The organism is Pseudomonas rhizophila (assembly GCF_003033885.1).
Classification (GTDB): domain Bacteria; phylum Pseudomonadota; class Gammaproteobacteria; order Pseudomonadales; family Pseudomonadaceae; genus Aquipseudomonas; species Aquipseudomonas rhizophila.
Genome location: NZ_CP024081.1, coordinates 4,992,517 through 5,009,028 on the forward strand (window position 1 = coordinate 4,992,517; position 16,512 = coordinate 5,009,028).

At 57.9% G+C, this 16,512-nt stretch carries 13 protein-coding genes, 2 rRNA genes and 1 other annotated feature; of the genes, 1 reads left to right on the forward strand and 14 read right to left on the reverse strand.

Going from position 1 to position 16,512, the window contains the following annotated elements:
* Positions 1–85 precede the first annotated feature (85 nt).
* The 11 genes from CRX69_RS23155 to CRX69_RS23210 all read right to left on the reverse strand — a co-directional run bounded on the left by CRX69_RS23155 (position 86) and on the right by CRX69_RS23210 (position 12,291).
* Positions 86–2,389, reverse strand: coding sequence for a PqiB family protein (locus CRX69_RS23155; RefSeq protein ID WP_047229443.1), 2,304 nt, complete (start codon positions 2,387–2,389; stop codon positions 86–88).
* On the reverse strand, positions 2,382–3,005 hold the full coding sequence (locus tag CRX69_RS23160) for a paraquat-inducible protein A (RefSeq protein WP_047229371.1): 624 nt from the start codon (positions 3,003–3,005) through the stop codon (positions 2,382–2,384). The genes CRX69_RS23155 and CRX69_RS23160 overlap by 8 nt, the downstream gene beginning before the upstream one ends.
* Positions 2,992–3,651: a paraquat-inducible protein A gene (locus CRX69_RS23165; RefSeq protein ID WP_047229370.1), complete on the reverse strand. Its 660-nt coding sequence runs from the start codon at positions 3,649–3,651 to the stop codon at positions 2,992–2,994. Before CRX69_RS23165 ends, CRX69_RS23160 begins: the two co-directional genes overlap by 14 nt.
* A gap of 149 nt (positions 3,652–3,800) precedes the next feature.
* A 5S ribosomal RNA gene (rrf, locus tag CRX69_RS23170) occupies positions 3,801–3,916 on the reverse strand.
* 163 nt (positions 3,917–4,079) lie between these two features.
* Positions 4,080–4,164 (reverse strand) — a sequence feature (23S ribosomal RNA rRNA prediction is too short).
* Positions 4,165–4,233: 69 nt separating this feature from the next.
* Positions 4,234–5,770 (reverse strand): 16S ribosomal RNA (locus CRX69_RS23175).
* A gap of 542 nt (positions 5,771–6,312) precedes the next feature.
* Positions 6,313–6,933, reverse strand: coding sequence for a protein-methionine-sulfoxide reductase heme-binding subunit MsrQ (msrQ, locus tag CRX69_RS23185; RefSeq protein WP_047229828.1), 621 nt, complete (start codon positions 6,931–6,933; stop codon positions 6,313–6,315).
* Complete coding sequence (msrP, locus tag CRX69_RS23190) at positions 6,933–7,946, reverse strand: protein-methionine-sulfoxide reductase catalytic subunit MsrP (RefSeq protein ID WP_107322936.1); 1,014 nt, start codon at positions 7,944–7,946, stop codon at positions 6,933–6,935. Before msrP ends, msrQ begins: the two co-directional genes overlap by 1 nt.
* A 63-nt stretch (positions 7,947–8,009) precedes the next feature.
* On the reverse strand, positions 8,010–8,867 hold the full coding sequence (pssA, locus tag CRX69_RS23195) for a CDP-diacylglycerol--serine O-phosphatidyltransferase (protein ID WP_076386334.1): 858 nt from the start codon (positions 8,865–8,867) through the stop codon (positions 8,010–8,012).
* 143 nt (positions 8,868–9,010) lie between these two features.
* Entirely contained in the window at positions 9,011–10,027 is a 1,017-nt protein-coding gene (gene ilvC, locus CRX69_RS23200) for a ketol-acid reductoisomerase (RefSeq protein ID WP_003228216.1), read from the reverse strand.
* A gap of 45 nt (positions 10,028–10,072) precedes the next feature.
* Complete coding sequence (gene ilvN, locus CRX69_RS23205; RefSeq protein ID WP_003205610.1) at positions 10,073–10,564, reverse strand: acetolactate synthase small subunit; 492 nt, start codon at positions 10,562–10,564, stop codon at positions 10,073–10,075.
* 2 nt (positions 10,565–10,566) lie between these two features.
* Complete coding sequence (locus CRX69_RS23210) at positions 10,567–12,291, reverse strand: acetolactate synthase 3 large subunit (RefSeq protein ID WP_047229879.1); 1,725 nt, start codon at positions 12,289–12,291, stop codon at positions 10,567–10,569.
* 400 nt (positions 12,292–12,691) lie between these two features.
* On the opposite strand from CRX69_RS23210, the gene CRX69_RS23215 reads away from it, so the two are divergent.
* Positions 12,692–13,114, forward strand: coding sequence for a DUF4124 domain-containing protein (locus CRX69_RS23215; protein WP_409078025.1), 423 nt, complete (start codon positions 12,692–12,694; stop codon positions 13,112–13,114).
* 7 nt (positions 13,115–13,121) lie between these two features.
* On the opposite strand, the gene CRX69_RS23220 is transcribed toward CRX69_RS23215, so the two are convergent.
* Genes CRX69_RS23220 through mrcB form a run of 3 tightly spaced genes read right to left on the reverse strand, consistent with a single transcriptional unit; the run spans position 13,122 to position 16,505 of the window.
* A complete protein-coding gene (locus CRX69_RS23220) occupies positions 13,122–13,451 on the reverse strand; it encodes a YqcC family protein (protein WP_047229832.1) in 330 nt (109 codons plus the stop codon).
* Positions 13,451–14,170 carry a tetratricopeptide repeat protein gene (locus CRX69_RS23225; protein WP_047229833.1) on the reverse strand — a complete coding sequence of 240 codons (720 nt, stop codon included), beginning with the start codon at positions 14,168–14,170 and terminating at the stop codon, positions 13,451–13,453. Before CRX69_RS23225 ends, CRX69_RS23220 begins: the two co-directional genes overlap by 1 nt.
* 16 nt (positions 14,171–14,186) lie before the next feature.
* Entirely contained in the window at positions 14,187–16,505 is a 2,319-nt protein-coding gene (mrcB, locus tag CRX69_RS23230; protein WP_107322938.1) for a penicillin-binding protein 1B, read from the reverse strand.
* Positions 16,506–16,512: the final 7 nt, after the last annotated feature.

Sequence of the window (16,512 nt, forward strand, 5' to 3'; positions counted from 1 at the left end):
CACAGGTTTAGCGTCGCAATCAGATGACACTTCGTGGGAGCGAGCCTGCTCGCGATGGCGTCAGAACAGACTGATTGCCCCCTGATCACTTACCCAGCTTGATCTTCGGCGCCCAGGTCAGCCACTCCTCTTCAAACTGATCGAACAAGGGGAAGGTCTGCTCCGGTCGCGCCGGGTTGCCCATCCGCTCGCCATCCGGGGTGGCAAAAGCGATGCCGCCCTGGATCAGCGTCTCCAGCGACTCAGTCCGCACTGTCGCGCCTTTGAACAACCCGAAGTCCATGCCGAAGCCACTGGTATTCCAGAATCGCGTGCCGCTGCGCACCAATGGCGCGTACTTGGGCTCGATCAGGATATGGACCAGCACACGGTCCGCCGTCTGGCCCAATTCATAGCCGGTGACCTTGCCCACGGTAATCTCGCGATACGTCACCGGCACGCCGGTCTTCAACGAACCACGGCGAGCGGCGCTCAACACCAGGCTCAGACCGGCTTCAGGGACGGCGTTTTGCGGTGGGCTGGCGAGGGCCACGAAGTTTTTCTGCGGCCCCAGGTTTTTCACCGGTGGCTGTACTTCGATGTACTGCCCGGTCACCAGCGTCTCCAGGTTCGAGGTCTTCATCAGCCCCAGTTCGGGCTTGACCACCCAGAACTGGGAGCCGACCCGAGCAATACGCTCCGGCACTTCGGTGATACGTGCGGTGAGCAGGATAGATTGCATGTCGGCGCTGAGGTCCACGTCCTCGATCTTGCCCACATCCAGCCCTTTGAAACGAATCGGCGTGCCGCTGCGCAAACCGTCGGCGCGATCGACCTTGATCGTCACCATTGTGCCTTTCTGTTGCGCGGCTTCGCGGTCTGCATGCAGGCGGAACCGTGGGATGCGCCTTTTCAACGGCACATTGGGTTCCGGCGTCTCGAAAGAAATGCCGCCGGCCATCAGGCTTTGCAAGGATTCGCTCTTGACCTGGATCCCCCCCGTCAAACCACCCGTGAGCGTAATCCCGCTGGCATTCCAGAACCGGGTCGATCCGTTGACCAGACCTTCGTATTCCTTCTCGATGTGCACACCAATGATCAACTGCTTTTTCTTGCGGGAGAACTGGTAGCTCTGCACCGATCCAACCTTGACCTGTTTGTAGAGAATCGGACTGCCGACCTCCAGCGAACCCAGGTTTTCAGTGAGCAGGACCAGGTGCAGCCCGGGCGAACGCAAGTCCAGAGGTGGCGCCTTCGGCCTGGCTTCAAACTCGCGCTGCGGCGCGCCTCCCTTGTCGCCGGGACGTATGGCGATGTAGTTACCTTTGACTAATGCCTCAAGGCCCGTAATCCCCGCCAGCGAGATCGACGGCTTGACCACCCAGAACTGGGTGCCGGTCACCAGGTAATCTTCGGCCAGTGGGTCTAGGGTCAATTCAGCGGTAGCGCTGGACAGATCCGGATCGACCTTGAGGTTCTTCAGGCTGCCGACCTGAATGCCTTTGTACATCACCGGAGTACGACCGGACTGTAACCCTTCGAAGTCGCTGAGCTTGACCTTCACGCGGATGCCGGCAGCGGCAGCGTCGAAGTCTTCATAAAGACGAAACGGCAGGCTCGGGTCTGTGGGCGGACTGTCTTTGCGACTCTCCGGCGTGGCGAACGCGATACCACCGGCCACGATGCTCGCCAGGGATTCGCTGCGCACTTTGACGCCCGACAGATTGGCATCGATGCTGATGCCGCTGGCATTCCAGAAACGCGTATGTTTACGCACCAGGCCGGCATAAGTCGGTTCGATATAGATTTTGATTTCGACCGTGCTCTGATCCTCCGATAGCAGGTAGCTTTTCACCTGCCCGACCTGAATCTGTTTATAGAACACCGGGCTGCCACGGTTCAGCGAGCCCAGGCGCTCGGCCTTGAGGGTCAGGTGCAAACCAGGCTTGGCGTCCGAGAGCGGCGGCTCTTCGGCCAGGGCCTTGAATTTACGGATCGGCTCCCCTTCCCCCGGGCTGATAGCCACGTAGTTACCGGAAACCAGGGTTTCCAGGCCGGTGATGCCGGCCAGGGTCACGCTCGGCTTGACCAACCAGAAGCGTGTCCCGGTCTTGAGGTATTGCTCGACGTCCTTGTTCATCTCAATGGTCGCGACCACGCCTTTCGAGCTGCCTTCGTCATCGAGCTTGAGGGACTTCACTTTGCCAACCGGCATACCCTTGTAGACGACTTCAGTCTTGTTGACCTGAATACCCTCGCCGCTTTCAAAGCGCACGTTGATCTCGATGCCGGTTTCGTTATAGGCCCGCCAGCCGAGCCAGCCGCCGATAATCAAGGCAATCAGCGGCAAGACCCAAATTGCGGACCAGTTCGAAGCCGGTCGGGTTTTAGCGGTAGGCAAATCAGTCATGGTCGTCATCCGACTCCGTGTTATCCCAAATCAGTCGGGGATCGAAGGTTACTGCGGCAATCATTGTCAAAATCACTACGCTGGCAAAAGCAATTGCACCAAGACCGGCTTCGACACTGGCGAGTCGACCGAAATTCACTACCGCCACCAATATGGCGATCACAAAAATATCCAGCATCGACCAGCGCCCAATGAACTCGATAAAACGGTACATAAGGATGCGTTGCCGCGCAGACATGGGCTGGTGCCGTTGCACGGAAAACAGCAGCAAGGCGATGCCTACCAACTTGAAAGTCGGAACGACGATACTGGCGATGAACACCACGGCGGCAATCGGAATCATCCCGTGCTGAACCAGCTCGATGACCCCGGCCATGATGGTGCTCGGAGCCCCTTGCCCCAACGAGTTGATGGTCATGATCGGTAGCATGTTGGCCGGAATGTAGAGAATCGCGGCAGTGACCAATAACGCCCAGGTCCGCATCAAGCTGTTTGGGCGACGAGGATGAACCAGGGCGCCGCAGCGGGTACAGGTTTGTGTATCGACGTCAGCTTCCTGCCGGTTTAGCTCGTGGCATTCTGTGCAGATCAAAATACCCGCATCAATCGCCCGCATGAGCGTCCTCTCCTGATAACGCTTGCCAGATCTGATGCGGCGACATCACCACCTCCAGCCAGACCTGGACGAGCAACAAACTGATAAAACACGCCAGACCAAGCCCCACGGTAATGGCCGCCATGTCTGCCAACTTGACGATGGCCACCAGCACACCCATGAGGTAAACCTCCAGCATGCCCCAGTCGCGTAAATGGTGATAAATGCGATAGAGCAATAAGCCGTAGCTACGGCCGATATTCCAGCGAATGGTCAGTAGCACGGCCAATTGGCAAAGCAGTTTAAGCAGCGGAATACCCATGCTGCACAGGAAAACCACCACCGATACACCCTGCATGCCGGTATTGAACAGGCCGACCACACCACTCCAAACGGTGTCCTGGGAGGATTGGCCGAGCAAATTGAGCTGCATGATGGGTAAAAAGTTCGCAGGCACATACAACAGCAGAGCGGCAATGACCAATGCAAGGCTGCGTTCGACCACATTGTGTCGGTGAGCGTAGAGCTCATACCCACAGCGAGGGCATTCGGCTTTTTCGCCATGGGCCAGCTGGGGCTTGCGCATCAACAGGTCGCACTCATGGCACGCCACCAAGTCATCCAACGGCAGATCTGACAACCGAGGGGCGTCAAACGGATCGGGCATAAAGAGCTCTGGCTCAACTAAGGTGGAGGCTATTCTAGTTCGCTGGCTTGAAAATAACTGTGCAAATTTATTCCGAGCCTCGGCGCAATTTTATTGCGGGCAAAACAAAACCCCTACCTGCGTCAGCAGATAGGGGTTTCGGAATTTAATCTTGACGATGACCTACTCTCACATGGGGAAACCCCACACTACCATCGGCGATGCATCGTTTCACTACTGAGTTCGGGATGGGATCAGGTGGTTCCAATGCTCTATGGTCGTCAAGAAATTCGGTAGCCAGCGCGTGCCTTGCGGTCACGTTCCAGCAAATGGGTATGCGATAGGTTTGTGTGTTGTGCGAACTTTCGGTTCATAGCGTCTTCACACACCGCAATCTGGTGCCCTGTATCGGGTCAGCAAATTGCTTGGGTGTTATATGGTCAAGCCTCACGGGCAATTAGTATGGGTTAGCTCAACGCCTCACAGCGCTTACACACCCCACCTATCAACGTCGTAGTCTTCGACGGCCCTTCAGGGGAATCGTCTTCTTCAATGAATCAAGCAATTCGTGTGGGAGCTCATGAAGCAGCTGCGGTCGTCGATTAAGGAGGTGATCCAGCCGCAGGTTCCCCTACGGCTACCTTGTTACGACTTCACCCCAGTCATGAATCACACCGTGGTAACCGTCCCCCCGAAGGTTAGACTAGCTACTTCTGGTGCAACCCACTCCCATGGTGTGACGGGCGGTGTGTACAAGGCCCGGGAACGTATTCACCGCGACATTCTGATTCGCGATTACTAGCGATTCCGACTTCACGCAGTCGAGTTGCAGACTGCGATCCGGACTACGATCGGTTTTGTGGGATTAGCTCCACCTCGCGGCTTGGCAACCCTCTGTACCGACCATTGTAGCACGTGTGTAGCCCAGGCCGTAAGGGCCATGATGACTTGACGTCATCCCCACCTTCCTCCGGTTTGTCACCGGCAGTCTCCTTAGAGTGCCCACCATTACGTGCTGGTAACTAAGGACAAGGGTTGCGCTCGTTACGGGACTTAACCCAACATCTCACGACACGAGCTGACGACAGCCATGCAGCACCTGTCTCAATGTTCCCGAAGGCACCAATCCATCTCTGGAAAGTTCATTGGATGTCAAGGCCTGGTAAGGTTCTTCGCGTTGCTTCGAATTAAACCACATGCTCCACCGCTTGTGCGGGCCCCCGTCAATTCATTTGAGTTTTAACCTTGCGGCCGTACTCCCCAGGCGGTCAACTTAATGCGTTAGCTGCGCCACTAAGAGCTCAAGGCTCCCAACGGCTAGTTGACATCGTTTACGGCGTGGACTACCAGGGTATCTAATCCTGTTTGCTCCCCACGCTTTCGCACCTCAGTGTCAGTATCAGTCCAGGTGGTCGCCTTCGCCACTGGTGTTCCTTCCTATATCTACGCATTTCACCGCTACACAGGAAATTCCACCACCCTCTACCATACTCTAGCTCGACAGTTTTGAATGCAGTTCCCAGGTTGAGCCCGGGGATTTCACATCCAACTTAACGAACCACCTACGCGCGCTTTACGCCCAGTAATTCCGATTAACGCTTGCACCCTCTGTATTACCGCGGCTGCTGGCACAGAGTTAGCCGGTGCTTATTCTGTCGGTAACGTCAAAACACTAACGTATTAGGTTAATGCCCTTCCTCCCAACTTAAAGTGCTTTACAATCCGAAGACCTTCTTCACACACGCGGCATGGCTGGATCAGGCTTTCGCCCATTGTCCAATATTCCCCACTGCTGCCTCCCGTAGGAGTCTGGACCGTGTCTCAGTTCCAGTGTGACTGATCATCCTCTCAGACCAGTTACGGATCGTCGCCTTGGTGAGCCATTACCTCACCAACTAGCTAATCCGACCTAGGCTCATCTGATAGCGCAAGGCCCGAAGGTCCCCTGCTTTCTCCCGTAGGACGTATGCGGTATTAGCGTCCGTTTCCGAGCGTTATCCCCCACTACCAGGCAGATTCCTAGGCTTTACTCACCCGTCCGCCGCTCTCAAGAGGTGCAAGCACCTCTCTACCGCTCGACTTGCATGTGTTAGGCCTGCCGCCAGCGTTCAATCTGAGCCATGATCAAACTCTTCAGTTCAAACATCTTTGGGTTTTGAGAAAACCCTAAACTTGGCTCAGCAATCGTTGGTTACATCTTTGATTTCTCGCGGAGTAACTTGTGATGCTGATAATCTGTTGACTAGCAGTCTGACTCCACAAGCACCCACACGAATTGCTTGATTCAGTTGTTAAAGAGCGGTGGGTTGAGCCTTTCGTCTCAACCGAGGCGCGCATTCTACAGCGCRCMGRGTATCTGTCAAGCGGTTATTTTAAGAAGTTTTCAAAGTTTCCTCTGCAACTTCAACCACTTGCGCTTCCGATCTCTCGTTAGCGGGAGGCGAATTCTACAGCGTTACTCGCTGCTGTCAACACCTCTTTTTGACCGCTTTCGATCGAGAAGATCGAATCGTTAACGGAGCCAGGAAAACCGCCCCACCAACTGCTTCCCAAGCTTCGATGACCTGAAGCCCTGCGCTGCCTAAAATCGTTTAACTCATTGAAACTTAATGAGTTTTTCGTTTCGACTGCGCCGGAAGTGGGGCGAATTATAGACTTCCAGGATTTGCCGTCAAGCGTTAATTACGCTTTTGTTGCAGAAGGTGCTTTGCGTCCAATTAAACGCGGTATCCGGCGCGTAACCACAGGAATTCGAAGCATCAAAAGCACAGCACCTATAAAGGCGTAAATCGACCACTCCTTAAGATCCGCCCGCACAATCCACAACATATGCAGCAATCCAAGGCCCAAGATCGGATAAACCAGGCGATGCAGTTTTTTCCAGCGCGCGCCCAGTCGCCGCTGACTGTAGCGATTGGAAGTAATCGCCAGCGCCAAGAGCCCAAGAAACCCGAGCGCTCCGACGATAATATAAGGTCGCTTGCTCAGCTCGACGCCCAGTTGCGACCAATCGAACCCCAGGATGAACGCCGTATACCCACTCAAATGCAGCACCACATAAGCAAAGCACCACAATCCCAGCTGACGCCTGACCGCGATCCACCCTGCCCACCCCGTGAGTTTCTGCAACGGCGTCATGCTCAAGGTGATCAACAACAAAATAAGCGTGCCCAACCCGAGCCGATCCACCAGCACCTTGCCTGGGTCAGGCCCCAACTTATTCATCAACGCTTCGTAGAGCCAGAGCAACGGCCAAACCGCCGCCGCGACAAAGACGCCGATTCGCCAGACTGGAAAACGCATCAGTAGTCCTTCCTCAAGTCCATCCCTGCATATAAAGAAGCGACTTCATCCTGATAGCCGTTGAACATCAACGTATCGCGCACGTTAGGACTGAACAGCCCGCTCGGCAGACGGCGCTCCCGTGCCTGGGTCCAACGCGGGTGATCGACCGTCGGATTGACGTTGGCGTAAAAGCCGTACTCGTCGGACGCAATGCTCTGCCAGGTGGTCTTGGGCTGCTCGCTGACCAGACTGATGCGCACAATGGACTTCACACTTTTGAACCCGTACTTCCACGGCACCACCAAGCGCAACGGTGCACCGTTCTGATTCGGCAACTCTCGCCCATACATCCCAACCGCCATGATTGCCAGCGGATTCATCGCTTCATCCAGTCGCAAGCCCTCGACATAAGGCCAGTCGATCAAAGCAAACCCTGAGCGCTGCCCTGGCATAGTCTTGGGATCCTGCAGGGTTTCGAAACGAATGTACTTGGCCTTGGAGGTCGGCTCGACCTGCTTGAGCAACGCCGAAATGGGAAAGCCAATCCATGGGATAACCATGGACCAGGCCTCCACGCACCGCAGGCGATAGATTCGCTCCTCCAACTGGTAAGGCTTCATGAAGTCTTCCAAGGCATAGCGCCCCGGCCTGCCCACCTCTCCATCCACCACCACGCTCCAGGGCTCGGTTTTCAAGGATCCGGCATTGGCCGCCGGATCACCTTTGCCGGTTCCGAACTCATAGAAATTGTTGTAATGGGTGGCGTCTTTAAAAGGGGTGATGGACTCATCCTTGACCGTAACCGCGCCCCATTGGGTGGACGGCAGCTTCTCGGCAAACCAGGACGGCGCCTTGCCGGGCTCGACATCCGCATAACGCGCAACATCGGCAGCACTGGCCCAACGCGGAAGACCGCTGACGGCAAGCCCCGCCATGGCGGCCCCAAGCATTTGGCGACGGGATAGATAGAGGGATTCTGGCGTGACGTCCGACTCAAGGCAGTCGGACGACTTGGGGATCTTGATCAGCATGACAACTCCGCAGCATTGGAGGGCAGATGCACCAATAGACTGCGGAGTATGAGGGAAATTACATCACTCGGCTTTTTTGTGTCGGCGCAGGCGCAACAGGTATTGAACCGGGCCGGAAGCGGCATAGGCGAGGAATACCAGCAACAAGATACGTGGCGGATCACTGAAGACCACCGCGAACACCAGCACCACCGCCAGAATCGCAACGAACGGCACCCGCCCTTTGAGATCCAGCTCCTTGAAGCTGTTGTACTTGATGTTGCTGACCATCAGCATACCGGCCGCCGCTACCAGCAGCGCCACAAGGAACGACATCTTCGATCCCTGGATACCGTAGTCGCTGAAAGCCCAGACAACACCGGCTACGACACCCGCAGCGGCAGGACTCGCCAAGCCGATGAAGTAGCGCTTGTCAGCCGTACCGACCTGGGTGTTGAAACGTGCCAAACGCAACGCGGCACCGGCAACATAGATGAAGGCGACCATCCAGCCGACCTTGCCCATGTCCCCCAGCGCCCAACCGAACGCCAGCAAGGCCGGGGCCACGCCGAAAGCGACCATGTCCGACAGCGAATCGTACTCGGCACCGAACGCGCTCTGGGTATTGGTCATGCGGGCCACACGCCCGTCCAGGCCATCGAGCACCATGGCGACAAAGATCGCGATGGCAGCGAAGGCAAAGTAACGACTCGCCCCGGCGCTATCGCCGGCGCTCAAGGCCGCTTGGGCGCTCATGGAGCTGATGATGGAATAGAAACCGGCGAACAGGTTCGCGGTGGTGAACAGATTCGGCAGCAGATAGATGCCACGGTGCCGGACCTTACGGCCTTCAGCGTCATGTCCTTCTTCGACGTGCTCATCGATGGGCAGCAGGCTTTCGGCGTCAGGAGCCTGGTTGGGCTCGTCGGGGCGTTCGCTCATGGACAGTACCTTGCAACGGTGTGAAAAATTCGACAGGTGTCTGGGACGAGGGTTCGGCCGCAAACGATGCAGCTTTATACCAGAAGCCACCGCCCAAACGAAAAAACGCGGCCAGGGCCGCGTTTTCCGATCAAGCTCGCGACTTAGTTCTTGGCTTTGTCGACGATCTTGTTGGCACCGATCCACGGCATCATCGAGCGCAGCTGCTCGCCAATGATTTCGATACCGTGAGCGGCGTTGTTGCGACGCTTGGCGGTCATCGAAGGATAGCCGGTAGCGCCTTCGCTGATGAACATCTTGGCGTATTCGCCGTCCTGAATACGTTTCAGGGCGTTACGCATGGCCTGGCGGGATTCGGCGTTGATCACTTCCGGACCCGTCACGTACTCGCCGTATTCAGCGTTGTTGGAGATCGAGTAGTTCATGTTGGCGATACCGCCTTCGTACATGAGGTCAACGATCAGCTTCAGTTCGTGCAGGCATTCGAAGTAGGCCATTTCCGGCGCGTAGCCAGCTTCAACCAGGGTTTCGAAACCGGCCTTGACCAGCTCGACAGTACCGCCGCACAGAACGGCTTGTTCGCCGAACAGGTCGGTTTCGGTTTCGTCCTTGAAGGTGGTTTCGATGATGCCGGTACGGCCGCCGCCAACACCGGCAGCGTAGGACAGAGCGACGTTCTTGGCGTTGCCGGAGGCGTCCTGATAGATCGCGATCAGGTCAGGGATACCGCCGCCCTTCACGAATTCGGAACGAACGGTGTGGCCCGGGGCCTTCGGCGCGATCATGATCACGTCGAGGTCGGCGCGTGGCACTACCTGGTTGTAGTGAATCGCGAAACCGTGGGAGAAGGCCAGGGTGGCGCCTTTCTTGATGTTCGGTTCGATTTCGTTCTTGTACAGCGAAGACTGGAACTCGTCCGGGGTCAGGATCATGACCAGGTCGGCGGCGGCAACGGCAGAAGCCACGTCGGTGACTTTCAGGCCATGGGCCTCGGCCTTGGCAACGGTGGCCGAGCCTTTACGCAGGCCGACGGTCACGTCAACACCGGAGTCCTTGAGGTTGCACGCCTGGGCGTGGCCTTGGGAACCGTAACCGATGATGGCGACTTTCTTGCCCTGGATGATCGACAGGTCGCAGTCTTTATCGTAGAAAACTTTCATGAATTACCCCTATTTCCGGCCATTCAGGCCATTCGCTAATTTGGTTTAGATGCTCAGTACTTTGTCGCCACGGGCAATCCCGGTGACGCCACTGCGTACGGTTTCCAGAATCGAGGCAGTGCCGATCGATTGAATGAAGCTGTCGAGCTTGTCGCTGGTACCGGTCAACTGAACGGTATAGACGCTGGCGCTGACATCGACGATCTGCCCACGATAAATATCGGTAGTGCGTTTGATCTCGGCGCGCTGGGCACCGGTGGCCTTGACCTTGACCAGCATCAGCTCGCGCTCGATGTGCGCGCTTTCCGACAGGTCCACCAGCTTGACCACCTCGATCAGCTTGTTCAGGTTCTTGGTGATCTGCTCGATGATTTCATCGTGCCCCACAGTGGTCAACGTCAGACGCGACAGGGTCGGGTCTTCGGTTGGCGCCACGGTCAGGCTTTCGATGTTGTAGTTGCGCTGCGAAAACAGGCCCACTACGCGAGACAGAGCACCCGGTTCGTTTTCCAGAAGCAGGGAAATAATATGTCGCATGATTAGGTACGCTCCGTCTTGCTCAGCCACATATCGCGCATGGAGCCGTCTTTGATCTGCATCGGGTAGACGTGCTCGCTGGTATCGACCTTGATATCGAGGAACACCAGGCGATCCTTCATGGCGAAAGCTTCTTCGAGCCCGGACTTCAAGTCCTTCAGGTCAGTGATGCGGATGCCCACGTGACCATAGGCTTCGACCAGCTTGACGAAGTCCGGCAACGACTCCATGTAGGAGTGCGAGTGACGGCTGCCGTAGCTCATGTCCTGCCACTGGCGAACCATGCCCAGTACGCCGTTGTTCAGGTTGACGATTTTCACAGGCAAACCGTACTGCAGGCAGGTCGACAGCTCCTGGATGTTCATCTGGATACTGCCCTCGCCCGTGACACAGGCGACGTCGCTATCCGGAAAGCTCAACTTGACGCCCATGGCCGCCGGGAAACCGAAGCCCATGGTGCCCAGACCACCGGAGTTGATCCAGCGGTTGGGCTTGTTGAACTTGTAGTACTGCGCGGCGAACATCTGGTGCTGGCCCACGTCGGAGGTCACAAAGGCATCGCCCTTGGTCACTTCGCACAGGGTTTCGATTACGGTCTGCGGCTTGATCACGCTGCCGTCGCCCTTGTCGTAAGGGAACAGGCCACGATCACCGCGCCACTCATCAACCTGCTTCCACCAACTGGCCACGGACTCCTTGTTCGGAGCCTCGCCGATTTCCTTGAGGATGGCGACCATTTCGCTCAGCACGCTCTCCACAGGACCGACAATCGGCACGTCTGCCTTGATGGTCTTGGAGATGGACGCTGGGTCGATGTCGATATGGATGATCTTGGCGTTCGGGCAAAATTTCGCCGGGCCGTTGATGACACGGTCGTCGAAACGCGCGCCGACCGCCAGAATCACATCGGCATGGTGCATCGCCAGGTTGGCGGTATAGCTGCCGTGCATGCCGAGCATGCCGATGAACTGACGGTCAGTGCCCGGGTAGGCGCCCAACCCCATCAGCGTATTGGTGACCGGCAGGTTGAGCATTTTCGCCAATTCGGTCAGCGGCGCGGAGCCACCACCGAGGATAACGCCGCCACCCGAGTACAGCACCGGACGCTTGGCCGCCAGCAGCATTTCGGCTGCCTTGCGGATTTGCCCGGAGTGACCGCGCACAGCCGGGCTGTAGGAACGCAGCTTGGCTTTCTTGGGGAAAATGTATTCGAACTTCTCGGCCGGGTTGGTCATGTCTTTCGGGACATCGACCACAACCGGGCCCGGACGACCGGATTCAGCCAGGTAGAAAGCCTTCTTCATGACCTCCGGGATCTCCGAAGCGTGCTTGATCATGAAGCTGTGCTTCACGATCGGCCGGGAAATACCGATCATGTCGGTTTCCTGGAACGCGTCGGTGCCGACCATGGTGCTGGGCACCTGACCGGAGATGATCACCATCGGGATAGAGTCCATGTACGCCGTGGCGATACCGGTGATGGCGTTCGTGGCGCCAGGGCCGGAAGTCACCAGGACCACGCCGGCTTTACCGGTGGCACGGGCATAACCGTCAGCCATGTGGGTCGCCGCTTGCTCATGACGAACCAGGATGTGGGTCACTTCCGGTTCTTTGAACAGGGCATCATAGACATGAAGAAGAGCACCACCGGGGTACCCGTAGATATATTTGACGCCTTCGTCACGCAAAAAGCGGACGAGCATCTCACCGCCAGATAAAAGCTCCACGTTGTTCACCTCTAAAACGCCAGAATACCGGCCCACAAAAAGGGACGGGTCTTAATAGGTTTACTTCTCGGCAGAGCATGAGCGACGGTGGTCGCCGACTACGTCAGCACTGACTGAGCAAGTATTGGGATCGTCCCAAGTGTTGCGGGCCTTTCCCACCCAGCGCGAGGTAACGCGTTGCGGGTGTAACAGGTCGGCGCGGATGTGCGCCTCATGATCTGCCGAGTGGGCCTGCTTCTGGCAGTCCCTCTACAGCGGACTTTGGATTCTTCTGTTTCGCCCTCTGCAAGTCAAGCCGTCAATGTGCTTTATTCGAAGTAAGCGCATGAGAACGCAAGAAAAAACCTTTAAACAGCAACTGTGTTAGCTTCAATTGCGCAACCCATGACAAGGAAACAGCATGCGAATGTTCTTCTTGACGGCCAGCCTGCTGGTTGGCCTGAGCCCGATGTGCATGGCCGGTCAGGTCTATAAATGGGTGGACGCCCAAGGGGTTACCCACTTTGGCTCCCAGCCACCGCCTGAAGGACAGGCCACGACGGTGATCAAGTCCTCCCCTTCCGCCGCCAAGCCAGCAGCCCCCCCGCCTGCCGGGGTCATTGGTGACCAGAAGGCGATTGACCAACAGGTCAAGCAACAGATTGCCGAGCAGCAAGCCCAGCTCAAGGCCTTCTGCGAACAGACTCGGACCAATCTGGCGCAACTGCAGAACAACCCGCGGGTACGCGAGGATGTGGAAGGGGAAATGCGCCGCCTCACAGAAGAGGAGCGGCGCCAGCGCATCGACGAAACCCGCAAGCAGATCGAGGAGCACTGCCAATAAATGGCGGTCAGTTAACGTCGCTGATCAATTGGTCGAACTGCGCCAACAGTCGCTGCAACTCCACGCCTTGCCCCGGCCGCTGGGCATAGACCATTTGAGCCATCTCCAGGATGCCCGAGGCGTTGGGCAGCGGCAGGTCATTTTCCAGGATGGCTTTCATGCGCGGCAGGAAAATCCATTGCAGCCATTGCTCGAAGTCCAGCGTGTCGACCGCGAACGGCTCGACACTGGCCAACGCCTCGGCCGACGGCGAAACGCTGCTCCACCAGCCCTGGACCCGCAACTCGCGCTCAATCAGCAGCAACTGATCGGCGATCTTGGGAAAACGCGTATCCATCAGAGCGAAACCTTGGCCTTCTGACGGGCCAATGCCGCGCCGGCGGAGTCGCCTTGTTTCTCACGGGCCTGAGCGATCAATTCCCACAGGCTGGCCTGAAGCGCCGGACGACCGTTGGCGAATGTCAGGCCACGGCGGGCCAGTTGCTCGGCTTGCGGCGCATCGCCCTGGGCCATGCGCACCTGGGCCAGGCGATAGAGAACCTGGGGTTCACGCGGCGCAACACGCTGGGCTCGCTCAAGGCTGGAGGACGCACCATTGAGGTCACCACCGGCCTGTTGCTGTTGGGCTGTGGTGAGCAATGCCAGTACTGGACCGTCCAATTGTTCATCAGCGGACAGACCTCCCGAACTGGTCGAGGGAATGCTGCTCGGTGCAGAAGGCATGTTGAAGCTGCCCTGGTCGATTGGTGAGGTATCGATAGGGCCCGGCGTGATCGGCCCTGGCGTGATCGGTGTGCTGCTGATCGGTGCCGACGTCGTGGCGCCGCCACCGGGCACCATCACGACGACACCGGTATCGCCCTGGGGAATCGCCTGGACCTGTCCCTGCACCGGCCGCTGCACCGTCGTTTGACGGAAGCCGCCATTGGCCGAGACCCGCTCGCTATTGGAAACGGCAGTGCCGGAATCGACAACCGGAATCGAACCGCGTTGTACGGTAGAGCAACCACTGAGCAATGCCACGGCCGTAACCGCTGGAATCAACCACTTGTTCACTTGAAACCCTCTTTGCTTAATTCATCCAGTCCTTGACCCAATCCATGACCGATTCGGCGGGGTTTGGAATGCCACAGGCTGCACCGGGTGGTGGTTCGCTGCCGCGAATATACGGCATCTGCACCGCGCCCGGGCAACTGGCGTCGGAGCCTTGGCCGGTGCGCGAATCCACCCAGGCCTGAACGATATTGTCTGGTTGCGGCATGTCCAGCGGCAACGGATCGGCCTTGCGCATGAAACTGGTCCAGACCTGCAATGCACCGGTGGCGCCAGTGAACGGGGTCTTGCCATTGTCGTCACGGCCGAGCCAGACCACTGCCAGCAGGTCCTGGCTGAAACCGGCAAACCAGCTGTCGCGCGAGTCGTTGCTGGTACCGGTCTTGCCCGCCAGGGTCAGGTTACGCGGTAGTACGTTATAAACCGAACTGCCGGTGCCTTCACGCATGACCCGTTGCATGGCGCTCTGGATCAGATAAATGGACGCGGGATCAAAACGCTGTTGGATCTGGAACGGATAGCGCTTGAGCGGCTCGCCGTCGGCGGTAAGCACGCTGCGAATGCCGCGCATCGGCGTGTTGAAGCCACCGTTGGCCAGTGTCTGGTACATGGCTGCCACTTCAATCGGCGTGAGGCCACCGGCTCCCAGCAGCATCGATGGGAATGCCGGGAATTCGCGACTGACACCCAGGCGGGCCAAGGTCTTGAGGACATTCGGCACGCCGATTTCAAGCCCGAGGCGAGCCGTCGACAGGTTGTAGGAATGCGCAAGCCCCTGGTACAGGAACACCGTACCGTGGGAGCGGCGATCATAATTTTGCGGCTTCCACACCTGGCCGTCCGCGCCCTTGACCGAGAACGCCTCGTCGGACAGCCAACTGGTCAGGGTGTACTGGCTCGGTTTTTCCAGGGCGGTGAGGTAGACCGCCGGCTTGATCAGGGAGCCGATCGGGCGGACCGCATCGAGCGCCCGGTTGAAACCGGCAAAACTGGCCTGCCGACTGCCGATCATGGCCTGGACTTCGCCGGTTTCCGGGTTGGTCACCACCATCGCGGCTTCCACTTCATCAGAGCCCTTGCGCCCGGCCAGTCGCTTGAAGGTGTCATTGACCGATGCTTCGGCCTTCATCTGCAGGATCGGGTCGAAACTGGTGAAGATCCGCAGGCCTTCTTCGGTCAAGTCTTCGTCGCGGTAGTCCTCACGCAGTTGACGCTTGACCAGGTCCATGAAACCAGGGAACGAGCTGTCTGCCAGACTGCCACGCTTGGTCACACCCAAAGGCATCTTCTTCGCCGCTTCGACTTGCTCGGCCGTTGCCACGCCTTGCTGTTGCAGTAAGTCGAGTACCAGATTGCGCCGCTCGAGGGCACGCTCCGGATTACGCCGCGGGTTGTAGGAGGACGGCCCTTTCACCATCCCCACCAGCAATGCCACTTGATGCAGCTTGAGCTCGGACAGCGGCTGGCTGAAGAAGAACTGGCTGGCTAGGCCGAAACCGTGAACCGCCCGCTGTCCGTCCTGGCCGACAAAGACTTCGTTGAGATACGCCTCGAGAATCTCCCGCTTGTCGTAGTGCATCTCCAGCAACAGCGCCATCATGGCTTCGGTAAGCTTGCGGCTGAGGCTGCGCTCGTTGGTCAAATAGAAGTTCTTGACCAATTGCTGGGTCAGGGTACTGCCGCCCTGGCGCATACGGCCCGAGGAGGTGTTGACCCAGATGGCCCGGGCAATCGACTTGGGCGAGACGCCGAAGTGATGGTAGAAATCGCGGTCCTCGACAGCGATCAGCGTATCGAGCAGGAACGGCGGCACCTGGTCGATCTTGATCAGGATCCGGTCTTCAAGGTTCTTGGGGTACAGGCCACCGATCAGCAGCGGTTCAAGGCGCACCACTGACAGCTTCGCATTGTTGGCACCGGTCAGCGCAGCCACGTAGTCGCCGGAGAAGCGCACTCGCACCGCCTGCGCCTGCTCCATGCCTTCATAAAATTGGAAACCGCGGGTATTGAGGTCGACGGTATTGCCGTTGACGGACGCAGCACCCGGGCCATTGGCAACGCTTTCACGGCGATAGCCGAGGGCATCGAGCTCGGTCAGGAAATCGTCCCGACTCAGCTTTTGTCCGACGAACAGCTCCAGGGGCCTGGCGTAGACCTTGGCCGGGATGGTCCAGCGCTTGCCGGAGAACTTCTCCTGGACCACGGCATCGAGGTAGACCGCAAAGCCAGCGAGCACGACGAGGCCCACCAGGCTGAGTTTAAGGGCCCAGCCCAGCCAGGGCCGCAAGCGACTGGCGGGTGGTTTCTTGGGGGTACGGGGGGATCGGGTACGAGTCATGGCGGCG

Coding starts and splice junctions, on each gene's coding strand:
- mrcB (WP_107322938.1), bottom strand. CDS start 16,505: ATGACTCGTACCCGATCCCCCCGTACCCCCAAGAAACCACCCGCCAGT.
- msrP (WP_107322936.1), bottom strand. CDS start 7,946: ATGCTGATCAAGATCCCCAAGTCGTCCGACTGCCTTGAGTCGGACGTC.
- msrQ (WP_047229828.1), bottom strand. CDS start 6,933: ATGCGTTTTCCAGTCTGGCGAATCGGCGTCTTTGTCGCGGCGGCGGTT.
- CRX69_RS23155 (WP_047229443.1), bottom strand. CDS start 2,389: ATGACTGATTTGCCTACCGCTAAAACCCGACCGGCTTCGAACTGGTCC.
- CRX69_RS23220 (WP_047229832.1), bottom strand. CDS start 13,451: ATGGATACGCGTTTTCCCAAGATCGCCGATCAGTTGCTGCTGATTGAG.
- pssA (WP_076386334.1), bottom strand. CDS start 8,867: ATGAGCGAACGCCCCGACGAGCCCAACCAGGCTCCTGACGCCGAAAGC.
- ilvC (WP_003228216.1), bottom strand. CDS start 10,027: ATGAAAGTTTTCTACGATAAAGACTGCGACCTGTCGATCATCCAGGGC.
- CRX69_RS23215 (WP_409078025.1), top strand. CDS start 12,692: ATGCGAATGTTCTTCTTGACGGCCAGCCTGCTGGTTGGCCTGAGCCCG.
- CRX69_RS23165 (WP_047229370.1), bottom strand. CDS start 3,651: ATGCCCGATCCGTTTGACGCCCCTCGGTTGTCAGATCTGCCGTTGGAT.
- ilvN (WP_003205610.1), bottom strand. CDS start 10,564: ATGCGACATATTATTTCCCTGCTTCTGGAAAACGAACCGGGTGCTCTG.
- CRX69_RS23160 (WP_047229371.1), bottom strand. CDS start 3,005: ATGCGGGCGATTGATGCGGGTATTTTGATCTGCACAGAATGCCACGAG.